At 62.3% G+C, this 24,108-nt stretch carries 14 protein-coding genes; 12 read left to right on the forward strand and 2 right to left on the reverse strand.

The window, feature by feature from the left end:
• Nucleotides 1–19 precede the first annotated feature (19 nt).
• From ACPWR9_RS10540 to ACPWR9_RS10570, 7 genes are read left to right on the forward strand one after another with little or no spacing between them, the layout of a single operon-like run.
• Complete coding sequence (locus ACPWR9_RS10540) at nucleotides 20–3,916, forward strand: hypothetical protein (RefSeq protein ID WP_426296999.1); 3,897 nt, start codon at nucleotides 20–22, stop codon at nucleotides 3,914–3,916.
• Nucleotides 3,906–4,724 carry a hypothetical protein gene (locus tag ACPWR9_RS10545; protein WP_426296998.1) on the forward strand — a complete coding sequence of 273 codons (819 nt, stop codon included), beginning with the start codon at nucleotides 3,906–3,908 and terminating at the stop codon, nucleotides 4,722–4,724. Before ACPWR9_RS10540 ends, ACPWR9_RS10545 begins: the two co-directional genes overlap by 11 nt.
• A complete protein-coding gene (locus tag ACPWR9_RS10550) occupies nucleotides 4,721–5,062 on the forward strand; it encodes a hypothetical protein (protein ID WP_426296997.1) in 342 nt (113 codons plus the stop codon). The genes ACPWR9_RS10545 and ACPWR9_RS10550 overlap by 4 nt, the downstream gene beginning before the upstream one ends.
• On the forward strand, nucleotides 5,059–7,599 hold the full coding sequence (locus tag ACPWR9_RS10555) for a hypothetical protein (protein WP_426296996.1): 2,541 nt from the start codon (nucleotides 5,059–5,061) through the stop codon (nucleotides 7,597–7,599). The genes ACPWR9_RS10550 and ACPWR9_RS10555 overlap by 4 nt, the downstream gene beginning before the upstream one ends.
• A gap of 2 nt (nucleotides 7,600–7,601) precedes the next feature.
• Entirely contained in the window at nucleotides 7,602–12,527 is a 4,926-nt protein-coding gene (locus ACPWR9_RS10560; RefSeq protein ID WP_426296995.1) for a contractile injection system tape measure protein, read from the forward strand.
• Nucleotides 12,524–13,888 (forward strand): ATP-binding protein, encoded by a 1,365-nt coding sequence (locus ACPWR9_RS10565; RefSeq protein WP_426296994.1) that lies wholly within the window; start codon nucleotides 12,524–12,526, stop codon nucleotides 13,886–13,888. Before ACPWR9_RS10560 ends, ACPWR9_RS10565 begins: the two co-directional genes overlap by 4 nt.
• Nucleotide 13,889: 1 nt before the next feature.
• A complete protein-coding gene (locus tag ACPWR9_RS10570; protein WP_426332222.1) occupies nucleotides 13,890–17,090 on the forward strand; it encodes a hypothetical protein in 3,201 nt (1,066 codons plus the stop codon).
• 26 nt (nucleotides 17,091–17,116) lie between these two features.
• Here the strand turns inward: ACPWR9_RS10570 and ACPWR9_RS10575 are convergent, their stop codons facing one another.
• Nucleotides 17,117–17,680: a flavodoxin family protein gene (locus ACPWR9_RS10575; RefSeq protein WP_426296992.1), complete on the reverse strand. Its 564-nt coding sequence runs from the start codon at nucleotides 17,678–17,680 to the stop codon at nucleotides 17,117–17,119.
• 115 nt (nucleotides 17,681–17,795) lie between these two features.
• Between ACPWR9_RS10575 and ACPWR9_RS10580 the strand changes: the two genes are divergently transcribed.
• From ACPWR9_RS10580 to ACPWR9_RS10600, 5 genes are all read left to right on the forward strand, one after another.
• Nucleotides 17,796–18,191: a winged helix-turn-helix transcriptional regulator gene (locus tag ACPWR9_RS10580; RefSeq protein WP_426296991.1), complete on the forward strand. Its 396-nt coding sequence runs from the start codon at nucleotides 17,796–17,798 to the stop codon at nucleotides 18,189–18,191.
• A 38-nt stretch (nucleotides 18,192–18,229) separates the two neighbouring features.
• The gene (locus ACPWR9_RS10585) at nucleotides 18,230–18,847 is read left to right on the forward strand and encodes a GNAT family N-acetyltransferase (protein ID WP_426296990.1); all 618 of its coding nucleotides are present in this window, start codon (nucleotides 18,230–18,232) and stop codon (nucleotides 18,845–18,847) included.
• A gap of 105 nt (nucleotides 18,848–18,952) precedes the next feature.
• Complete coding sequence (locus ACPWR9_RS10590) at nucleotides 18,953–21,670, forward strand: penicillin acylase family protein (protein WP_426296989.1); 2,718 nt, start codon at nucleotides 18,953–18,955, stop codon at nucleotides 21,668–21,670.
• A 77-nt stretch (nucleotides 21,671–21,747) separates the two neighbouring features.
• The gene (locus tag ACPWR9_RS10595; protein WP_426296988.1) at nucleotides 21,748–22,329 is read left to right on the forward strand and encodes a TetR/AcrR family transcriptional regulator; all 582 of its coding nucleotides are present in this window, start codon (nucleotides 21,748–21,750) and stop codon (nucleotides 22,327–22,329) included.
• Between the two features lie 12 nt (nucleotides 22,330–22,341).
• On the forward strand, nucleotides 22,342–23,337 hold the full coding sequence (locus ACPWR9_RS10600) for an alpha/beta hydrolase fold domain-containing protein (RefSeq protein WP_426296987.1): 996 nt from the start codon (nucleotides 22,342–22,344) through the stop codon (nucleotides 23,335–23,337).
• Between the two features lie 16 nt (nucleotides 23,338–23,353).
• Here the strand turns inward: ACPWR9_RS10600 and ACPWR9_RS10605 are convergent, their stop codons facing one another.
• Nucleotides 23,354–24,025 (reverse strand): Crp/Fnr family transcriptional regulator, encoded by a 672-nt coding sequence (locus tag ACPWR9_RS10605; protein ID WP_426296986.1) that lies wholly within the window; start codon nucleotides 24,023–24,025, stop codon nucleotides 23,354–23,356.
• Nucleotides 24,026–24,108 lie beyond the last annotated feature (83 nt).

The following is a 24,108-nucleotide window of genomic DNA, read 5'->3' on the forward strand; positions in this document are numbered from 1 at the left end:
AAGACGAGACGACAACCCGATGTACAACCTCATCATTCGCGATGGCACCAGTCAGGCGATGCGGGCACTGCCCGCGTTGCAGGACGGCTATTTCCATCTCGATGAGTTGTCGTTTCACGAGTTGCTCGCCATCGTGACGGAATTCGCGGCGCTGGTGCGATTTCATAACGCCGAGAACGTGCCCGAGGGCGACTGGACACCGTTCTTCCGGGCCGATGAAACCGTGGTGATGAGCCGCATTCTGGCCTTCGACCTGGCCCGCGAGACAGCGCGTTTCGCCGCGTGGTGGCGCAACACGCCAGAGCACGTCGGCGTCAGCGCCAACGGCGAGAGCGCCGGATGGACGCTGGAAGCGTCTCCCGTTGCCGAACTCGTGGCGACACTCAACGATTGGTATGTCGCGCTGGCGCAAGCGCAGAGCGACAACGGGCTGGGGCTGCGCACCGTTCTGCGGGCTGTCATCGTGCAGTTGAGCGTCGACCGGTCCGGCATTCTTGGTGCGTTGCGTACCGCAGGCGCGCAGCTCCCGCTCGACCCGATCTGGTCCGCCGAAGTGGCGACGCCGAATGCCGACGGTATCGCCCGCGCCGGTGCCCATTTGACCAAGACCGATGTGCGCACGGACTTCCATGCGTATATGAAGGCGATCGAAATGGTGCGCAAGGAGGCGCTCGCGCGCTTGCCCGCCTCGCTTCACAACGGCATTCACGACCCGGCTATCGGTTTGCTGATCGCCTTTGTACAGCAGTTCCAGAAGCTGCAAGGCAAGCTCAACGGCTACACCCGCCGCTTTATCGACTTTTACTACGACCGCATGCTCGGCAGTGTGCCGCGCGCGACGGTGCCAGATCACACGTGGCTGGTGATCAAGCGCACGCCGGATGCGCGTGACGTGATGGTGCCGGCGGGTACCGAGTTTCCCGCGGGTGTCGACGCGCAGAGTCGGGACATTCTGTATGTGGCCGACAACGAGCTTCGCGTCTCCGACGCCGTCGTAAGTCAGGTGCAGACGCTCTATCTCGATCACAACGGCTACAGCGCACCGGAAAACTTGCTGGCGGAAGACGACAGCGTGGCAGCCGGCGCGCCGGTCACCGGTCGTACGTGGCCCACAGCCGCGTGGTTTCAGGCGGTGCCGGTGGCGCCGCCGGGGGCGGTTCACACGCAGGCCTGGCCGGTGCTCGGTGCGCCAAAGGCGGGCATGGGCAACGGAGCGCATCGCGACGCGCGCATTGGCTTTGCGCTGGCGAGCAAGGTCCTTCTGCTCAAGGAAGGCGATCGACGCATCAGTGTGACGATCACCTTTGCAGACGACACGCTCATGCAACGGCTCGACAAGGTGGCCGACGCGATGCTCGGGACGGCGCCGACACCGCCAGAGGCCAGCAGGTCGGCGGACGTCGAAAGCGAGAGTGCGGAGGCTGCCGCCAAACGCGACGCGAAGGCCTTGGAACTGCGGCGCAACGACATTTTCCTGAAGATCTTCCGCAGCATTTTCGTGGTGGGGCTGACGGGAGAGTTCGGTTGGATCGACATTCCGGGCTACGTGCCGTTCTTCAAAGACAATGTGTTGCGGCTCAGCTTCGAGTTGCCGCCCCAATCGCCGAGCGTGGTGGCTTATTCCCCCGCGTTGCATGGCGAGCAGTTCGATATCGATACGCCATTGCTGCGCTGTGTGATCAACCCGGGGGCGTATCTGTTTCCGTACGGCATGCTGCGCGATCTGGCGGTCACGGGCGCTCGCATTGATATCGAGGCGCGCGGATGCCGCGATCTGGTGCTGCACAACAACATCGGTCAACTGAGTGCGGCGACACCCTTTGCACCGTTCGGCCCGCTCGCGCGCTTGGGCAGCTATCTCGTGGTCGGCAGCACCGAGATGGCATCCAAGCGCATCACCGATTTTCGGGTGGAGATCGAATGGGCGGATTTGCCACGCACCACGGGCGGATTCAGCACGTGGTACGACGGCTACGACGTGCGTGTGGCCAACGAGGATTACCTGGCCACCGTCGCGGTGTTAGCGAAGGGTGTGTGGTCGCCTGCCAGTGAGTTGTCGCGCCCCAGCGTGCCGCTGTTCCAGACACGCGTGCAACCGGGGCAGGGCGAGCGCATCGACAACCGGATCGTGTGGCGCGCCGGTCAACTGGCGCACTTGTTCGAACCCGATGCGGGCGTGAGCACCGCACAGCCGCTCACGTGGGGGCCGGGTGCGAAGAACGGATTCTTCAAGTTCACATTTGCCGCGCCAGCCTTCGCATTTGGGCACGAGACTTACGCGCAAGCGCTCTCGACGACCATGATGGCCAACGCGAGGCGCCGCCGCTGGCGTCGGCCCAGCGCCGTGCCGCGCGCGCCGTATACGCCGATCATCAATGCCATTTCCGTCGACTATTGCGCCACCGGGGCCATCAGCGTCGATCGGGTGCCGAACGGCGACGACGACGGGCGCTTCCTGCACCTGTTCCCGTCCGGCTGGGAGGCGCTGGGACTCACGAGCTATCCGGCACCGGCGTTGCTGCCGCGCATCAATGCGGCGGGCAATCTGTACGTGGGTATCGCCGCGAGCGATCTTGGCAAGACGCTGACGTTGCTCTTCGAGTTGCGCGAGGACTCACAACCCGTGCCACCGACCAACGAAGATACCGACGAAGGCCCCGCCAATAGCGCCGGGCTGCGTTGGAGCTATCTCGTGAACAACGTGTGGAAGCCGTTGTCGCGGCGCTTCATTGTGGCGGACGGCACGCATCACTTTATGACGTCCGGCATTGTGACACTGCGTGTACCGGCGGACATTGGGTGCAACAACACCGTGATGCCCGATGGCTTGTACTGGTTTCGCGTGAGCGCTGATCGCGACATGGAGAAGTATTGCAGCCTCTATGCCGTGCATGCACAGGCCGTGCAAGTGCACCGCGGCCCGGACGTGCCGCCGGAAGTCCCGATGGTGCTGCCTGCGGCGTCGATCACTCGCAGCCGTCGTCCATTGCCGGGGATTATCGGTTTGGTGCAGCCGCTGCCGTCGTGCGGCGGCCGCGCGGCGGAAACGCGCGACCAGATGCGCACGCGTGTTAGCGAGCGGTTGCGGCACAAGCAGCGCGCCATTTCGCCAGCCGACTTCGAATCGCTGATTCTCGAAGCATTCACCGATGTCTATAAGGTCAAATGCTTTGCGAATCTGACCACGTCGAACGGGCCCTTCGATTGTGTTCGGCCGGGCCACGCGCTTGTCGTGCCGCTGCCTTACTGGCCTGCGGTCCAAGCCGATGAGCAAATGCCGATGCTCGACGGCAATCTGATGCAGGAAATTGCGGCGTTTGTGAACACGCTGTCATCGCCGTGGGCACAGGTTTCGGTAGAGAACCCGGTCTACGAGCGCATTCAAGTGCGCTGCAAGGTGCGCTTTACCGATGTGTCAGGTAACGGCCGCTACATCGCGATGCTCAATGCGGCAATCTCGCGCTACCTCACGCCGTGGCAAGACGACGTGGGCTATCGAACGCACTTCGGGTGGCGTATCCGGCAACACGATCTGGAAGCCTTCATTGGCGCGCTGCCGTATGTGCAAAACGTCTCGGGCTTTTCGATGCTGCGCATCGCTGCGAAGCCGCCCGCAGCGCCTTCGGTGTCATCGGTACCGACGGCGATGGCCGCCCCGGCAGTGTGGTCATCGGCGGATGTGCAGACGTATTCGTTGTTCGACACGGCCAACCCGGCCGACTTGGGCAGTGCCTCGCCCGCAAAAGGGCAAGCCGACATCACGCCGCTTTACCCGTGGAGCATTGCCATTCCGGTCGCACGCCACGCGATCGAAGCGGTCGACGACGGCATCGACTACCCGGGCGTGCGCACCACGCTCAGCCGCCTCGAAATCGGCGCCACCTTCATCATCTCGGATGACTCCAATGACCAATAAGCCCATGGCCCGCCGCAATCGCGACACGCTCCGGCGCAAGTTCGGCAATGGCGAGATGCCGTCGGCGACGGCCTTCTCCGAACTGATCGACTCGATGCTCAATATCGTCGATGAGGGCTTCGACAAGACGCCCGTCGATGGCCTCAAGGTGTCGCAGCTCAATCAGGGCAAGCTCCTCAGCTTTTATCAGAACATCGATGTGAAGAGCCCCATTTGGTCGGTGCAACTCGACGGTCCGGGTGGTGGCTTGGCGTTCGGCAACGAGAACAACCCCACGGCGCTGACGTTGCGTCAGCTGCCGGGGCAGCAGAATACCCAAACGTCTGGAAAGTCCGGCGTTACCGCCGAATTCGAACTCGATATGGCGGGGCGCATCGTGGCCGATGGCCGGCGCGGACGGCCGGGCAGCCGCAGCGTGCCTGCCGACGGCAAATGGCACGACATTACCGACACGCTCACCGGTTGCAATGCGTTCGAGATCATGGCGGGGGTGGGCAAGCGAGGCAGTGGTAAGTACGCGTTGATGCATGCGTACGCCGTCATGGCGTTCAACGGTAAAGGCGACATCGACTATCGCCAGTCTCACTTCGGCAGCAAGTGCAACCGGCTGCAATTGCAGTGGGTCGACGCGCCGGACGGCGCGAAGCACAACTACATTCTGCAAATGCGCGTGGGTTGCCCGTACGACAGCTCGCGCGACAGCGCGGGTGCCGACCGCACGTGGGTGACCTACTACCTGACCAATCTCTGGTTCGACCCGGATATGCAGACGAGCGCCATCGATCCCGAGCCGAAGGTGCAAGCATGAGCGCGCCGCCGACCACCTTCGACATCGTGTTCGAGGCGCAAGCCGCCCAACAAGTGATGGCTGCGCTCGCAGAGCTGCCGTTCAAGCGGGTGTACGAGCTCATTGGCTTGCTCAATCGTCAGGCCGTCGATGCGCCAGAGGGCGGGGCCATTACGTGCGCGCTCGACACACAAGCGTTCGCATTGATCGTTGAAGCACTTGGCTATCTGCCTTATCGCCAAGTCCATGGACTGATCGATGCGATGAAGGCGCAACTGCACGGTGCTCGTATGGCGTTGGTCGAGGCCGCCGAGGACATGCCGCGCACGAGCGGCATTCGGGGCGTGGTCGGCCGATGAGCGCACCCGAGTCGATCGCCCGGCTGGCCCCTGACCCGTATGGGCTGGATTTCGATGCGCTGCGCCGCGCCGGTATCACCACGTTGCAAGCCTTGTGCGGCGAGCGTTGGACCGACTACAACCTGCACGATCCGGGCGTCACGATTCTCGAGCAGCTTTGTTACGCGATCACCGAACTTGCGTATCGCTCGGACTTTGCGCCCGAAGACTATCTGGTCGGCCCGGAAGGCACCATCGATTACCGTCGCCACGCACTGCATCCGGCGGACGAGATTCTGCCGAGTCAGGTGCTCACGGTCGACGACTACCGAAAGCTGTTCTACGACTCGATTCCCGAACTGGAAGACGTCTGGCTGAGTTGCGAGCCGGAAACCAGCGCGGCGGCGGGCGGGGTGCGTGGGCTGTATCGCGTGCTGGTCAAACTCAGCGAGACGTTATCGGGTGAGTTGTCAGGGGAAGCGCAGGCCGCGATGGAAGCCGGTGTGCGCAAGCGCATCTTCGAAGTCTTCAACGCGCATCGCAACCTCGGCGAGGATCTGGCTGACGTGCAAGTCGTACCTGCACAGGCGGTCTATTTGAGCGGTGACGTTCAGATTCACAGCGAGCGCGATCCTGCGTCGATCTTTGCCGATATCTACTTTCGATGTGCGCAGGCCGTGCTCTCGGGGTTTCAGGTCGAGCGTTACGTCAAAGCGTTTGCCGCCGGGGTGCCGCTCGATACCTTGTTCTCCGGGCCGCGCACGGTTCACGGGTTTATTGCCGGTACAGGCGCACAGGCACCCGGTTCGCCGATTGCGATCTCGAAGCTGGTCGGGCTGGTGCAGGACGTGGACGGTGTGGCACATGTGCACCGGCTGGCGCTTTGCGACGCCGATGGCAACCCCGTGGGGGCCGACATGGCTGCCGGTGCCGTACTGCGGTTGCGGTTCCCGGGGGATGCGCAGAGCGCTTTTCTCCGCCTTCACTTCGCGAGTAGTGCGGTCGGTGGTGTGGCGGCGCCGGTGGCTCACGCCGTCGAACAACGGCGCGAAGACAAGGCGCGTGTCGTGCTCGACGACGCCCGCGTAGCGCTCGCCAAGGCGCGTTTCGAATTCGATACGTTGCGCAATACGCCCCAGTCGGTTGTCGGTATCGTGCCAGCGCCGCAGGGCGAGACGCGCGCGTTGCGCGATTACTTCTCGATACAGCATCAGTTTCCAGCGATCTACGGCATCAATCATTTCGGTGTGCTGCCCTCGGCACCGCTGGCGCATCACGTCAGTGCCAAGCAGTTGAAGGGCTATTTGTATCTGGCCGAGCAACTGATGGCCAATTACCTCGAGAATCTGCAATCGGTCGGCCGCATGTTCTCTGTCGACGATTTGCATCAGACGTACTTCTCGCAATGGATCGGTGACGATGCGTTGCCCGATATCGAATCGCTCTACGTCGAAGCGCCGGACGACGTGCGCAGCGCGCTCACGCGTATCGTCTCGCGCAAGGACCGGGCGGAAGACCGGCGCAGCCGCCTGCTCGACGTGTTGCTCGCGATGTATGGCGAGACGTTCTCGCAGAAGTCGTTGCGGCGGTTCGACGACTACCAGGACAAGCACGCGACGCATTGGCTGGTGAACAACAAGCTTGAGTTCTTGCGTCATATCGCAGCACTGTCGCGCGACCGGGCTACGGCGTTCGATGTGGGCATGCCCGATTTGCGGGCTGACAAGCGGCCGAACGTTGCGGGGGTGCACGCCAAGATTGCGATCTTGCTGGGGCTTCCCGCACAGCCATCGACGCAGCCATTGAGCGAGGCGTTGTTGCGTTGGCGGCTTCGCCTGCGGGCGGATAACGTTGCGAAGGTCGAAGACTACGAGCGCGCCGCTGCCCGGTTGGTGGTGATGGCAGGGCGGGGTGCGGCGAGGGGAAGTGGGACGCAGGACGAAGCCGCTCGGGACGGCGGTCGTGACGACATGCTTCCAGTTGGGTTGCTGGTGCATGGCGTCAGGCTGGAGAACTACGTACTGGAGCAGCACGGCGATGAAGTGCATGTGCATTTCCAGACCCACGATGACCGGCTCGGCAATGTGCGTTTGGCGAAGTTCAGGCGTGCGGGCGCGGTGACGCATGCCGATCGCTATGTGCAGACGCTGCGAGATTTCCTCTGCGAGTTGAATGTGCAATCGGAGGGTTTCTATCTGGTCGAGCACGTGTTGCTGCGGCCACGGCAACCGGGCGCCGGCGCTGTGGATGATGCGTTTTTTGGCGCCCGCGTAAGCCTGGTGTTTCCGGCGTGGTCGGCACGGTTCAGTGACCCCGACTTCCGTAATCTTGCGCAGGAGACGGTGTGTCGCAATCTGCCCGCGCATCTGTTGCCGGAGTTTCATTGGTTGGACTTTGTGACGATGCGCGACTTCGAGCATCGTTACGACTTGTGGCGTACCCGTTTGCGCGACGACGTTACACGTGCCGATTCGCGTCGGCTCGATGCGACCAGCGCGAGCCTTGCGTCGTTGCTCATGCGCCAGCGGCGTGAGCGCAATTTGACGTTGTGGGTGTAGCGATGGATACGCGCCACCGGATCGATCACCTGGCATTCGACCTGACCTTCACGGCGGGCGGGCTGGACATGTCGCAAAGCGATGCGTTGCACGCACTGGTCGTCGGTCGGTTGTTAGCGGTGGTGTCTGCGGTGTTCGATAGCCGAGCGCCCGGCGAGGCGGTGATTCGTATCGATCGGCTCGATATCGATTTGGGCAGTGTCAAGGCAGCGGATTTGCCGGAAGCGCTCGCGGAAAGTTTGTCGGATGCGCTTGAACAGGCGCTAACCGGGCGCGACGTCCACGTGCCGGGACAGGCCGCGCCGGTAGTGACCCGCTACGAATCGGCAGCCGATGCCGACACGGCGTCGCTCATGGGATTCCTGACGTCGGGGCGGCTGCCGGATAGGTTGGCGACAGCGACGGAGACCGCATCCGCATCCGCATCCGCATCCGCGGCCGCAACGGATACTGAACGCGGCAGCCGTGGTGAAGCCCGCGGCGATGCGGTTCGTGAGCAGAGGCAACCGGTACACCAAAGGACTAAGCAGCAGACGTGGCCCGACGCGCAGTCGGCCACGCAATCCGGCGTATCGAGCGCACCACTGGAAACGTTGTTCGCTCGGGTGCTAGCGGGGGATGTCGAGCCGATGCGACGGTTGTTGTTGAACAGCAATTCACGCAACGTCCAGATCGCGCGGCTGGTGCGGCAGTTTCCCGGCGCCCAGATCGATGTGATGCTCCATGCGCTCAGGCCCGCGGAAGCGCAGCGCTGGTTGGCGGACTTGCTTTTGCTTGACGACACGCTTGCCGTCGCTGGGTGGAAGGTAAGCGAGCGCGAAACGGCACAACTTGCCGCGCGTGAGAAGGTGCTATTGGCCGGGCTGACGCCGCTGAGTGCCGGTGGGCTGCAAATGCCGTGGCATGCGGTGTGGCAGGCGGTCCTGGCCAGCGCGCAGGCCGGTGTTGCGGGTACCGACACGGTGCATACGGATCACAACATCGCAACACGGGCAGCGCATGTACTGACGCAGGGGAAGCGAGCGGGATTCACTGCTGCGCCGCTCATGCTGGCAGTGTTGCACCGGTATGCGGGGACGAGTGCACTTGCCCAAACACCGGGCACGAAACGTTCCGCATCACCAGGTATGTTGGGCGAGACGGATAGCGTGGCTCGTGGAGCCAACCGGTCGACGTCCTCCGACGTGCCTTCGGCGGATAGCACGGGACACAGGCTGGATGTCGTCTTCGAGCAAGACGAATCGGATGGCGCGACGGAAGCGCTTCGGGACGCAGCCTATTCAGACCGCGCACTTGCCCGAACTCGGACACTGTTGGCTAATGCATTCGCAAGTGGGCAAGCACAGGCGCTCTACGATATTTGGCCGCAGTTGATGCGCGAGGCACCGATGCTTGTCGGGGATGCCCTGCGTCACTACGCGGCATATCCGGATTTACGCGACCGCATGGCGATGTCGCTTCCAGAGTCGTTGTTGGAGGACATGTTGTCGTTGCTCTCGGCGCAAGTCGCGAGAGAAAGCGATAGCGACGGCAACGCGACATCGATCGCCCAAAGTGAGCACGCTGCACCGATTGGATGGAAACGACGGCGTGCATGGTCTGAAGCTGTCACGGTCGCGCTTGCCGGAGCGTCCGTGGAAGTCGAGGAGGAAGAGACCGTCGACGGTTACCCGCCATCGTCCGTGGTCAACGAAGCGCGGCGTCACGTGAGCGACGATGCCACAGGCGTTTCGGTTAAGCGCCAACTTTCGTCGACGGGGCTAGTGGCGTCAAACCCTTCATCGGGTGAGTTGCACTTGCACGATGGCGCGATGGACTCGTCCCCGTTCATTGACCCCGGGGTAACGGCAACGGCCTTCGCCGCGACGATCCAACGCGACGCATCTTCATCGCAGCCGCATGCCGTCGAGTCTGGCGATACGCAAGCGACCTCCGAGGCACCGTCGGAACACGGCGCTGGTTTCGATTCGGCATATCCCGAAGCTGCAACCGGGGCCTCAGGCGAGCCAGTCGGCGCGCGAAGTCGGTTGATCGACGCGCTACTCAGTGGGGCGTCTGCGCCGCTATACGACGATTGGGCGGAGTGGATATCGGCGAACGGTGAAATGCTGACCAGCGCGCTTCGCCAATACGGGCGTCACGACGATGTGTTGACGCGGATCGTCGTGGGGTTTCCCGAAACCATGCTGGCGGATTTGGCAACGCTGCTACACCCGGCCAGTGCTGTGCATTGGCAGGCGTTCCGGGCACTCGCCGGAGCGGATGTGTTGGCGGATCAGCGAGTTCTCGTGAGGGCCGAACTGAACGCCGACGATATCGACGCTTTTGGTCAGACCCTTAACGACATAACGCCGAGCGTGTTGCCTCCCGCGCCGCCACAACATGAAGCTACTGTGCCGACACACGCTTCAGTGGATGCGTGGAAGCGGGTGATCTGGAAGCGAGTGTTCGAGTGGTTGCTCCAGACGTCGCCTGTCCAGCCTTTGACCCTAGATGAGACGCGCGGCATGGCGCCTGACGAGCGACTTTCTGGTTGGCAGCTTCGGCTCATGCAGGTCTGGGAGTCCAGTGTGTTTGGGAATTCGGTCGAGCAGATCGATGAGAAAAAACCGCCAACCGTCGCTGTTGGGCGCAGCGGCTCGCAGCGTTCGGCAGTCGCGGGCGATGTTGCTGTTGACCCAACCCAACGCGGCGGTGAGTCTCTTTCTACATTCGTCGGAAGGGATGACGGACAAGCTAGCGACAGCCAAGACGTGAGCATTCGACAAACGACGTCCGTGGCCGGTGTGACCGAGGCTGGTCGCGAAGGGCGCGTCGGTGATGGCGAAACTCACCGCGAACGTTTGGCTTCTGGGACCGCCCGCCGCTTCGATTCATCAGGCGCTTTCCATGAGCAACGCGGCGACCACCGTCTCACGGAGGCTGTGCAAGATTCCGATTCCTCGTCAGCGATGGAAGCCGGAGAGCCGCTTATCGATAGCGGAGGTGTGAACGAAGCTGACCGCACGTCGGTCACACCGGCCACGGTCGGTGGTTCGGCGGTTCAAGGCAGATTAGACAGCGATATCGCCGCGGAACCATCGGACATTGCCGTCGGTACCAGCGGCGCGAGTGCGTCGGACGCGTTGCAACGGTTATTACACGCTCACCGAACGATGATCTCCGGCGGTACGTCGTTGGTCGGTGGGGCGGGGCGCTTATCGCACGAGGCGCGCGCCGCGTTACAGCGCGACCTCGGCCTGAGCCGCGCAATACTGACCTCCGGGGCCGGAACGCTCACGCAGCAGGCTTGGGCCGCAGTGGTGGATGTTGTCGTCGCCGTGAGCGCAGAGATTCCGTCTGCGCACCGCGAGTCGTTCTATGAGGCCATCGTTGCCCACACCCCTGACGTGTCGACCGAGGCGTCCCACGCCGTTGTGCGCTACTACGCCAGTGTTGTCACCGCATTGTTGCAAGGTTCGATGTTGGACCTCGAAGCGTTGAGCGAAACGGCGTTGACGGATAGCGCACTCGACGAAGAGCGAGCATCGACTGGGCTCGACGCCAGCCAAGGGCACCGCGATACGACGGCGGACGGGACCGTCGTTGAACGCTCGACACTTCATGACGGGCGTCCGTCGTCGCACGCGTCGACGCCTCGGGGGGATAAGGCAGCGCCAACCCGTGCTGCATCGAAGACGTCACCCAACCCCGATTCGCATGCCGTACCGCAAAACGCGTCACGCGACACACAGACTCACCCATCGCATCAAGTCACAAACCAAACATCGCGCCCCGTCACCGATCATGCGTCGCGCCCGACGTCTGTCTCGGCGTCGTCCGTGCGCCAACGACTGACCCAACATCACCCTCAAGAAAGTGGCCCCGATATGGCATCCACGCAGCCTACCGATTTTCTCGACTACCTCGCATCAGCGGACTTTCGCAATGGGCGCGGAGCGCATCCGCCGGGATTGTCGGTCTGGTTGCATCAGGCGATGCAGACGGGCGCGCTGGCGTTGCGTTCAGTGCTCACACCTGCCGCTACCGATGACGATCTCGCCGGGCGCTGGCTCGATCTGGTTCCGCCCGATCTCTGGCTAGGATTTGCCCGCGTGTCGTCGCGCGACACCGATGAGATCGACCGGATGCTTCGCCTCTCTGCGGACGTCACCGAGCTATTTGCACTGAGTCTCGACACGAGCACGCCCGCACAGTTGGCGCGCGTGCGCTGGCTAACGCTGTTCGCCTGGCTGTTCGCGCCACAACGCGCGTACGCGGGTGCAGCGTTGGCTTCTGCGCTTGTCGCCCGTCTGTCCAAAGCGACGTCCAGCGAGATTCCACCTGCACTGGCCAGCCGCATACGGGAGCAAACCGGCATCGACATCGCCGTTCGTGGCGCCGATTCGACCGACCTGTCGAACACGCCAACCCGAGTGGTGCATGCCGGTGCCGTGCTGCTGTGGCCGTTCCTGTCTCGTCTCTGGGAGGTGCTTGGACTCATGGAAGTGCATTGGGACGATGGGCGGCGAGACAGCCGTTTTGTCAACGAGGCCGCTGCCGAGCGGGCGGTCTTGCTGCTTCACTATGTGGTAAGCGGGCGCACGGAGGTGCCGGAGTACGACTTGGTGATGCATAAGCTGCTTTGCGGCGTGCCATCGAGCGTGCCGGTCGCGCGGCACATCGAGGTCGCCGGACAGGAAGAAACGACCATCGACGGATTGCTGCGCTCCACGATCCAGCATTGGTCGGCACTCGGTCATACATCCCCGGACGGACTGCGGGAGGCTTTCTTACAACGGCCGGGTACGTTGTCACTGGGCGAAAACGGCTGGCACCTCAAGGTGGAGCATCGTGCCTTCGACGTGCTGCTCACGCGCTTGCCGTGGGGCATTTCGACCGTGCAGCTTTCGTGTATGCCGCAACCGATATGGGTGCAATGGTCATGACCGACCCGATAACGCCACTGACGGCCAACGCCGAAAGCTTGTCGCGTGAAATCGCGTGGTTCAACGCGGTGCTGGAGACGCGCATGCACGCCTACTTCATGCACGAAGGCGGCCCGCACGACATTCACACGCACACGCCACCTGACTTGGCCGACGACCCGTCGCCATTTGCCAAGACGTTACTGGCGCTGGGGCTTGCCAAGCATTTCGACGCCCGAGTGGTGCTCATGCTCGCCATGCTGCCGCATGTCCGGCCGCAGGCACTCGATTTGCTCTTTACCCAAAACAAGAACACCGAACGACAGTTCACCGAGTTCGGGGGCTGGCGCGGTCAGCACCACAGCGGCTTGCTACCGACCTGCGAGACGGCGGCCTTCATCCTTGCAGGTGACGACCTCGCACGGCGGTTCGAGATTCTGCAACTGTTCGACGCAGAGCACACGTTTGCGCGCGAATCGATCTTGCGCTTAGAGCGCCGGGCCGAAGGCGAACCCGCGCTGGCCGCCGCACTTCACGTCGAGCGCGACTTTCTCGAACGTTGCACCTCGGGCAGCGAACACAAGCCCGACTACAGCGCGGGCTTCCCGGCCAAACGCATCACCACGCTACGCGATTGGAAAGACCTCGTGCTGGCGCCGGAGGTGATCGACGAGATCGACCAGATTCGGCAATGGCTCGACGGCGGCGAAGCCGTCATGCGCCGTTGGCAACTCGACCGGATGGTCAAACCGGGCTTCCGTGCCTTGTTCTACGGACCGCCAGGCACCGGCAAGACACTCACGGCGTCGTTGCTCGGTAAGGCGGCGCACGTGGATGTCTATCGGATCGACCTGTCGAAGATCGTCTCGAAGTACATTGGCGAGACCGAGAAAAATATGGCCAACGTGTTCGATCAGGCGCAGAACAAGCGCTGGATTCTGTTCTTCGACGAAGCCGATGCGCTCTTCGGTAAGCGTACGGAGGGCAGTAGCGCTAACGATCGTCACGCGAATCAGGAAGTCGCGTATCTGCTCCAACGGATCGAGGACTACCCCGGTGTCGTGCTGCTGGCGACGAACTTGAAGGGCAACATCGACGAAGCGTTCGCGCGCCGCTTTCAGAGCGCGATTCACTTCCCGTTGCCCGATAGCGAACAACGCTTGCGCCTGTGGAAGAGCCTGTTCCCACAGGGGAAAGGGCTAGGGGCGGATGTGGATCTTGTGGCGCTTGCCGAAAATCATGTGCTCTCGGGTGGTGCGCTACTTAACGTTGCCCAGCATGCAGCGATGCGCGCCGAGCGGGAGGGACGCGACACGGTGTGTCAGGCCGATTTGCTGCGCGGCGTGCGACGCGAACTGATCAAGGAAGGACGGACGATCTGATATGAGCCTTCTGTTCTCCACCCACAGATTGACGCGCGCTGGACTTGCGGCGATGAGCGTCGCGCTCATTGGCGTGATCTTGCCGGTGCTGAGCCATGCGACGGCTTCGACTGCCGCGGCGGCAATACCCGCAAGCGCAGCGTCTTCGCCGCAAGCAAACGCGCACGCGACTGCGCCCACGCCCGCCTCGGCAGCACCCGCCAGTGCGCCAGTCGCGCCAATTGCCGCACCGTCCATGGCGCCCGCGGCGTCGGCCCCTGTCGCCCCGCGTCAGGTCGCACCGGTGCCATCGCAACCGGCAGCGGCAGCCACAGTGCCCACCGAACCTGTCGCCGCTCCCGCCACCGTCCCGCCCGTCGTCCGCACGACGACCATGGCGCCACCCGTGGGCAGCGACGGCAAGCCAATGACGCCGCAAGACGCGCTTCGCATCGTGGGCACCGTGCAGGTCGCCCCGGAACCGACGAACGGCGTTGGCGCAGTCTTGATTTCGGCCGACGTGGTGCGTCATTTGGCTCCCGCCACGCGTCGAGCGATTCAGCAGGCGTTGCTGACGATCTATTCGGACGACCCGGCGTATTTGCAGGCGTACCGCGAAAGCACCCGGCCGTTATCCGACAATCTGGTCGGCCCGATTACGCTCTCGTGGCTCAACCGCTTCTGGCTCGATTTCAAGATGCAGCCAGTGGGTAATTTGACCAACGCGTCGGTGCAAGCCCTCCTGAAGTTCGCAAGTATTGTGCGGGCACATCCGCAGTGGAAGACCGATCTCGTGAGCGCCGATCTCGGGCGCTGGATCGACAGCTTCGAGCCGCGCGAACAAGCCCGCTACTACCAAATTCGGCTCGCTGGCACCGACGACGAAATTGCAGCGATGCTTTGGCTGTATCACCTCGATACCGATGGACGCCGCAACGCGGGCCCCGATCCGGACCGCGCGTTGCTGACGATCTATAACTACACGCTCGAAGCGAATGATTTCCGATTGCTCGCCTCGAAGTCGAAGGTGATCGACAAACTCTCGGCGCTTCAGGACAAGGTCTATCTGAACCAGCCGTTATTCGACGCGGCGGTGCTCGATGCGCTCAAGGATTTGGGCACCCAAGCCGAGGCATATCTGCCCGAGGCCCGCGCGGCCGCCGTCACGACGACCTACCAACTCACCGACGTTTCGGTGCAGCAACTCCGGCAAGCGGGTCGCGTGCCTGCACCGGTCATCGACGCCGTGGCGGGGCTGACTGACGAATACGCCAGTCAGGCGGATTTCAACGAGGCGATTCTCGACGCGACGTCCGACGTCAAGACGCCGGTCGACCCGTACGTGCCCGACATCATTCGCGCGGCGCAAACGCAAACCACCTATGTGCTCACGGCGCAGGCACTGGCAGAACTGTCGGCGAGCCGTAGAAACGAGGCGGTACCGCCAGTGGTGCTCGACATGCTTAAGGGTTTGCAGGGCCTGCAATACCCGCAGTTGTGGCTGTTCGATCACGCGGTCATGGCGCGCTTGCGTCAAGGCGTGGGCGCCTGTCCGACGGGTATTCCGGGCAGCGTGGCCGATGCCCGCAAGATTTCCGCCGAGCAGATGCAGCAACTCTCGGCGGTGCTGCGGGACCCGGCGCTATTCGCCCAACTCGATGCGCTGTGGAAGAAGGGCGAATGCAGCAATGTCGATGTGCTGACGTTGCCGCAGTTAATGCAAACGCTGTACGACCGGTTCCGGCCGTCGCTGGTGGCCACGGCGCGCAAGCGTCCCGCATTCGACCCGACGAAACAAGTACTTTGGAACGGCGCTGGCTGCGGCTGCGTGCTCGACGCGCTGCAAGGCGAGGTCTATGGCTTCTTCCCGTTCTGGATGGCTGGCCCCAAGCAGATCGTCGACTTCAGCACCATCTCGCGCGTCGGCTATTACGGCGCGACCTTTGACGACAGCGGCAAGCTGCAGCAAGCGAACGACGGACGCAGCTTTGTCGACCTTGCACAAGCGAGCGTCGGGTTATCGGACGATTTCGTGAGCGTTGCGCAACGCCATCAGAGCAACGTGCTGTGGGTGATTCAGCGCAACGACTGGCGGACGTGGGCGCGGCTAGAGAAAAACCGCAAAGCGCAAGTGCTGGAGCGCGTGAGCGACGACATTGTTCGACTGCTGGCCACGCGCCTGAAAAACTGGACAGCCGAGGTCTCGAACCATCTGCCGTTCGGCGCACGCTTCGCACCGACCAACGGCGGCGGGGTGGTGATCTTCTTCGACGGCTATCCGGACGATCCGGTGTCGGTGGGGATATTTAACCAATTCATCGACAAACTGCGCACCGATCTCAGGAAGGCGGGGGCGGGCGAGCGAATCGACATCATGATGCGTCACGACCGCGTGGGGCATGGCGTCTACGACTACGGCAATCTATTCCGGTTGATCATGGAGAACGACCAGAATCCGTCGACCGACATGCTGGCGAAGGTCACGCGCGAGCGCAACCGGCGCCCCCATTTTCTAGTGCTGCTCGATGAGCCGACCACCGACTCGAAGAAGGCGCTTCGTCTCTCGGTGGAGGAGGGGTTGCACGGCGAAGAGCGCCAGATTGTGCTGCGTCAGATCGTGCCGGTCATCACGTTCGATCACGACAACTGGCAGCAGCTTCAGGACGACATCGTGTACGCGCAGGACAACTTCGGCGGCATCGGGTTCTGGCCGATACCGTTGCGCGGCGATGGGGCGACGGCAAACGCAGGGGACAAGACTGGGGGTACGGGCGGGGCTAGCGGAGCAGACGCCATCATCGCCGCAGTCGACCCGACGCCGGGTGTGCAAGAGTGCACCGTGACGCGCAGCGTGAGCGAGTGTCTGGCGGATTACTTCCAAAAGCCTGCCGGTGCGCAATCGTCAGCCGTTTGCAAAACGGTATGTGAAAACCTGTACGCGTTCCGGCTGGCGACGAAGATCATGTTGCTGCTGCTGATTGGGTGCGGCGTGGCGTACTACGTGTCGTGCCGCTGGCGCGAACTGATGGCGCGGTACTACCACGCACCTGCACTCGTGGTGGCAGTCGTCTGGCTCCTGCTCGCGCTGGCATTGCTGTTCTGCGACCCGTTCCTGAGATGGCTCGCCCGCGGCTACATGATTCCGATCTTCCTCGTGCTGTTCATCATCGCGCTGATCGCCTGGTATCAGTACCAGTTGAAGGCGCGAGATGAACAGCCCTAGGCGGCGGGGAACCGCGCTGCGGCGCTTTAGTGCGTCGCAGCGTGCAGGCGGGCGGCCACCTGCGCCACGCGCGCTGCATAGCGCTTGACCGTTTCGAGGTCGCCGCTGGAGATTTCTTCCGTCGTGGCGTCCGCCGGCGACTGCACCAGTGCGCCGACCGAACCGCCCAGATTGTTCACATCTTCACGCGTCGCGGCTTTGGTGTTGGCGGGCAACAAGCCGAGGCTGACCCAGATGCCGCCGTGCTGCGAGGCGAGCGTCTGCAAGTAAATCAGCGTGACTTGTTTGTCGCCGTTCAGGCTCGCGCTGTTCGTGAAGCCGCCGAACACCTTGTCTTGCCAACCACGTCCGAACCACTGCTTGGACGAGGCGTCGGCAAATCTCTTGAACTGCCACGGCACCGAACCCATGTACGTGGGCGTGCCGAAGATGATGGCCTGAGCCTGCGCCAAGGTGTCCCAACCGGCATCGCTCACGTTGCCGTCTTCACTGATCTCGATCAGCTCGGCACCGCTGCCTTGTGCAGCCGCTTCGGCAGCACGCTTGGTATGTCCGTAACCCGAAAAATAAACGATGGCCGTTTTTGCCATGACAACTCCTTACACACCGAGAAATGCCGGATTGGCACTGGAGCGTCGATAGTATATTTTGTATAGCAGCCTAACAAGAAGTTACCTAGTGGTAACTGGTTACCGGAGGGATATCATGCCGCGCACTGCCGCGCTCACGAAGTCTTGCGACATCGAGAGTCGTTACAACGTCTATATGGAAGGCTGTCCGGCCCGTCTCGTATTCAGCCGACTGGCGGACAAATGGTCGCTGTTGATCGTGAAGATTCTTCGCGACGATGCACAACGATTCAATCAACTGCGCCGCGAAATCGGCGGCATCTCACCTAAGGCATTGAGCCAGACGCTACAAAAGCTCGAGCGGGACGGGCTGGTCCATCGCGAAGCATTCGCCACTGTGCCGGTGACGGTCGAATACTCACTGACCGACCTGGGCCATACCCTCTCGACGCTCGTCGACCCTCTGGTGGCATGGGCGGAAAACCATATCGAAGAGGTCTTGCGCTCTCAGAACCGTTTCGATGATCATTGACGTCGGGCTTACGAACGCACTGAAGGATCGAATTTCCGATGGCAACGAGCAGCACAGAAGTCGATGAACTGCGCACCACACTGATTGGCTCCGGCGTTGAACTGCATCCCCTTGAGGCCGACCATCGTTCGGCCCTTGTCGATGCGGCCACCGACGGCGAGCTGTGGAATTTGAAGGTCACCGTGGTGCCCGGCGAAAGCACCATCGACGCCTATATCGACAAAGCGGTGCAGGGACGGCAAGACGGCACCGTGATGCCGTTCGTCATCGTGCGACGCGACACCGGCCGGGTGGTCGGCAGCACGCGCTTCTGGAAGATCGACCGCGCCAACCGGAAGCTAGAGATCGGTCATACGTGGTTAAGCGAATCCGTACAACGATCCAGCATCAATACCGAAGCCAAGTATTTGCTGCTGACTCACGCGTTCGAAGTCATGCAATGCGTGCGCGTGCAGTTCACCACCGACGAAACGAACGCAAAATCGCGTGCCGCAATCTTGCGCATCGGGGCCACGCAAGAGGGCATCGTTCGGCACGAGCGCATCATGCCCGACGGCCGCAAACGCAATTCGGTGCGCTTTAGCATCATCGATACCGAATGGCCCGAAGTAAAGGCCATGCTCTTGCAGAAGCTCGCAGGCAGCCACACCCGTTAAACCGATACTTAACATATCAACGGTCGGTGAATTAATTAACCGACCGGTCGGTTTTTGTTGTGATAACGTCAATGGTCTCTATCCATAAGAACTACGGAGACATTGATGACTTTGCTCACTCGCTCGCCGCGCGCGTCGTCGGCTGCGTCTGCCCATTCCTTTGCCAACCTGGCGACCCGTGTTTCCCACCGGCTGCCGGTCGCGCTGGCGGTGTCGCTGCTCAGTCTCTCGCTGGCGGGGCCTGTGGCAGCCAAAGCGGTCGAAGGCGGGCAGCATGCTGTAGCCGTGGACGGCAAGGCGGTGCCCGGGCGTACCGACGTCACCATCAAGCGCGACGAGTTTGGTGTGCCGCACATCTATGCCGCGACGACCTACGCGCTGTTCTATGGCTATGGATACGCCGTCGCACAAGACCGTCTGTTCCAGATGGAGATGGCGCGACGCAGCACACAGGGCACCGTGGCGGAGGTGCTGGGCGAGAAGTTCGTCGACTTCGATAAATCGATCCGAGGGAATTACTGGCCGGCGTCGATCCGCCGCCAGCTCGCCGATCTGCCGCAACGTGAGCGCGATATTCTCGAAGGCTATGCCGCGGGCATGAACGCGTGGATTGCGCAGGTGCGCGCACAACCCAACACGCGCATGCCGAAGCAGTTCAACGACTTCGGTTTCCAGCCAGCCAACTGGGATGCCTTCGACGTTGCGATGGTCTTCGTTGGCACCATGGCCAACCGGTTCTCCGATGCGACCAGCGAAATCGACAATCTCGCGCTGGTGACTGCACTCAAGGACAAGTACGGCGCTGACAAGGGTATGGCGTTGTTCAACGAGTTGAAGTGGCTCGTGAACCCCGATGCGCCCACGACGATTCCAGCGTCTGAGGGCGTCTATCCGGTCAAGGTGGGGCCGTTGTTGAACGCGAACGCTAAGACGGCCGCCGCAGGACAGCCGATGGACATCACCTCGACGATGCAGCCGCTCGCGCGCTACGACGGCCCCGCACCGATGCTGGCGCGGCTCGCACGCGGTGGCGACGGTGCCTTGCTGCATCAGTCCACCGACGACAATGCCGCCACCATGCTCGCCCAGTTCGCGCAATACGGGCAACCCGGTCCTGCCGGTTTTCCCACTACGAGCAATATGTGGATCGTCGGGAAAAACAAAGTGCGCGATGCCAGCGCCATCATGCTCAATGGCCCGCAGTTCGGTTGGTTTGCTCCGGCGTACACCTATGGCATCGGCCTGCACGGCGCGGGCTTCGATCTCGTCGGCAATACGCCGTTCGGTTACCCCTGCATTCTGTTCGGCCACAACGGCAAGATTTCGTGGGGCTCCACGGCGGGGTTCGGCGACGACATCGACATGTATGCCGAGAAGCTCGATCCCGCGAATCCGAATCGCTACTTCCACAACGGCCAATGGCACGACATGGAAAAGCGCGTCGAGATCATCCGCGTGAAGGGCGGCGAGCCGGTCGTTCAGGAGGTGTATCGCACGGTGCACGGTGTCGTGATGCAGCGCGACAGCAAGCAGAACATCGCTTACGCCAAAGCGCGTGCATGGGATGGCCTCGAAGTGCAATCGCTGCTCGCATGGACGCATCAAGCACAGGCGCAAGACTGGAAGTCGTGGACCGCACAGGCCGCACGTCATGCGCTGACCATCAACTGGTATTACGCCGATACGGCGGGCAACATCGGCTACGTGCATACAGGCGCGTATCCCGATCGTCGCCCGGGGCATGATCCGCGTCTGCCGGTGCCGGGCACGGGCGAATGGGACTGGAAGGGATTGTTGCCGTTCTCGACCAACCCGAAGGTCTACAACCCAAAGCAAGGCTGGATCGCCAACTGGAATAATTCGCCGCAAAAGGGCTATCCGGCGAGCGACCTGTTTGCGTTCGTGTGGGGCGGTGCCGACCGCGTGGTGGAAATCGACGAGCGCATCAAGGCGCAGGACAAGCTCGGCGTCGACGACATGTGGCAGATCCTGAAGCAGACGAGTGCGGTGGACGTGAATCGTCGTCACTTCCTGCCGTTCATCGAACGCGCGACGGCCAACTTGCCCGCCACCGATGCGCGCCGCCAACTCGCCCTGCAACTGGCGAAGTGGGACGGCTTGAACCGCGACCCGCAACACACCGGCCATTACGACACGGCAGGTCCGGCCATTATGGACGCGTGGCTCACGGCAATGCTCAAGCGCACGTTGGGCGAGGTGGTGCCCGCACCGTACGACAAATGGTTCCTGGCTAGTGGATACGCCACGCCGCAAGACGGTCCGACGGGATCCGCCAATATCGGCAACGGCAGCAAGGTGCTTTACGAAGGCCTGCGCGGCGACAAAGCCGGTGTGCCGCAGACGTTCGACATCTTCAATGGCAAGCGCCCGGATGACGTGATTCTGGCGGCGCTGGACGATACGGTGACCGCGCTCAAGACGAAGTTCGGCCCGGATATGACGGCATGGCGTGCACCGACGGTGCCACTGACGTTCCGCGCTAACAACTTCTTCGGTGTGCCGCAGGCGAATGCCGCTGAAGCCGTGCGTACGCCGGTCTATATGAATCGAGGGACAGAGAACGACTTGATCGTCTTCGGGGCGTCGGGAGCACGCGGCAAGGTGACGGCCTACGACGTGGTCGCGCCGGGCCAAAGCGGTTTCGTTGCGCCGGACGGCACGCCTTCGCCGCATTACGCCGACCAAGTGGAGATGTACACCACGTTCGGTCGCAAGCCGCTTTGGCACGACAACGCCGACGTGAATCGCGCGTCAAAGTCGGTCGAACGTCTGAGCATCGAGCGTGAGGCCGTTTCCCAGTAAGTGTCTTGATCCTCCGCATGAAAACTAATATGATTAGGAAAATAGCATAATCAATTAGTTTTCATGCGAGGTAAGCCATGGTTAGAGCCGGACTGACACTTGACCGGTTGGTGGAGGGCGGTGCCGAACTGGCTGACGAGATTGGCTTCGAGCATTTGACCGGCGCTGCATTGGCTCGCAAGTTCGACGTAAAGCTCGCCAGCCTCTATTCCCACATTAAGAATCTCGACGAACTCAAATCGCAGATCGCGTTGCTGGCATTGCGCCAGTTGGCAGATGCCACGGCGCAAGCGATGGCGGGGCGCGCTGGCAAGGACGCATTGATTGCGCTGGCGAATGCCCATCGCGACTACGCCCTGCGCTGCCCGGGGCGTTTTACCGCTGCGCGTCACCCGTTGTCGCCCGAGTTGGCTGCGGCCAGTGCGGGGCCGCAACTCGCTCAGTTGATGCGAGCGGTGTTGCATGGGTATGCCGTACCCGAGGCCGAACAAGTGCACGCCATTCGCTTTCTCGGCGGCTTCTTCATGGGCTACATCACGTTGACGTCCTCGAGCGCTTTCGCCCACAGTGCACCGGACGCCGACATCTCGTGGCAGCGTTGTCTTGAGGCGCTCGATACCTCACTACGGCACTGGCCTGCCGCTTCTCTCCCTGCTTAATCGAATCCAGTCATGACTCAAGCCATCGACGGCGTGCGTGTTCCGGCGCGCGTCATTCCCTTTCCTCGCAGTATTAGCGCGCAGGCGCAGGCCGCGTTACGCCGTTTGGTGAACGCCGACGGCGAGCCGTTCAATGCGATGCACACAGCCCCGCCGCCGGATGACTTCGATGGCTGGATGCGCCTTAAGACCGACGCCGATGCCCAATACGGCGCAGCGATGGCGCAGATGGCAGGTCAATTGACTGCGGCAGTGGAGACACGCTTGATCGGGAGCGCGACTGTGCACGTCGCCACGCCGGTCGATGGCGTCGTCGAGGGTGTCGTCTATGTCGACCTGCACGGCGGTGGGCTGGTGTTTGGCGGCGGCGAGGTTTGCCGTATCGGCGCGCAGATGCAGGCCGCTCAGTTGGGTATGGCCTGCTGGGGTATCGACTACCGCATGCCACCGGTGCATCCGTATCCGGCAGGGTTGGATGACTGCCTGGTGACGTACCGTTGCCTGCTAGAGACTTATCCGGCAACTCACATCGTGATCGGCGGTCGGTCGGCGGGGGCCAATCTGGCGGCGGCAATGGTGCTTCGCGCACGGGACGAGGGACTGCCGCTGCCTGCCGCGCTAGTGTTGTTATCGCCTGAAGTCGACCTCACCGAATCGGGCGACAGCTTTGAGCTCAATCAGCGCGTGGATGTGTTGTTGCCAAAGTCGCTGATGCCGAACAACGTTTTATACGCGGGGGATGCCGACTTGGCGCATCCCTATCTTTCACCGTTGTTCGGCGACTTCTCTCGGGGCTTCGTGCCGACGTTCATTCAGAGCGGCACGCGTGACTTGTTTCTGTCGAATGCAGTACGGATGCATCGGGCACTGCGGCGGGCCGAAGTCCCTTGCGAATTGCATATTTTCGAAGGAATGCCGCATGGCGGGTTCATGGGGGCGCCGGAAGATCAGGAACTCCGTGCGGAAGTCGTGCGTTTCGTCCACGCACATTTGCCGGTCGCGAAATAAGCTGCCGGGTCAGCGACTACATACCGAATTCGCGCAATCCCTCAAGGTCGAGAATGGTCAGGACACCGTAATCGACCTTCACTAGCCCCGCCTGTTCCAGCACCTTGAGCGCCAGATTGACACGCTGGCGCGACACCCCGGCGAGATAGCTCAATTCTTCCTGTGAAATCTGGATGGTCGTGTCGTCGCTCGGATAGAGATCCGGGTTGAACATCGACGACAGCGAGCGGGCCACACGTGCATCGGTGTCGAGCAGGCGCTCGTGTTCGACGGCGGCAATGAACTGTCCGAGCCGTTCGTTGAGTTGCAGTGTCAGAAAACGATTGAAGGGGATGCTCGTGTCGAGCAGCCAATCGAACGTGGCGATCGGCATGTGCGCGACGACCGAATCTCGCAGTGCCAATACGTCGTACTTACGAATCTCGCGCTTGAGCAGCGAGCCTTCGCCGAACCACGCGCCCGCAGGCACCCCCGTAAATGTCACCGACTTGCCGCTAGCCGACGCGGTCGCAATCTTCACCAGCCCTTCGATGACCCCAAACCATGCGTGCGACGGGTCGCCTTTGCGGCACACATAACGACCATTTTCGACCGGCCGCACCTGAATCTCTGCCGTCACGCGTTCGCGCTGCGCTGGCGTGAGTCCTTGTGCCCATACGCTGCGCTGCAACAGGGTCTCTAGCGACATATAGGGACTTTCCCTTGATTGTCATCCGGGTGACAAATCCGTCGTGGGTCATGGGGTATCTTCGCCTTGCCATGCGCAGGGTG

The organism is Pandoraea pneumonica, from assembly GCF_049918595.1.
In the GTDB taxonomy this organism is placed as follows: domain Bacteria; phylum Pseudomonadota; class Gammaproteobacteria; order Burkholderiales; family Burkholderiaceae; genus Pandoraea; species Pandoraea pneumonica_A.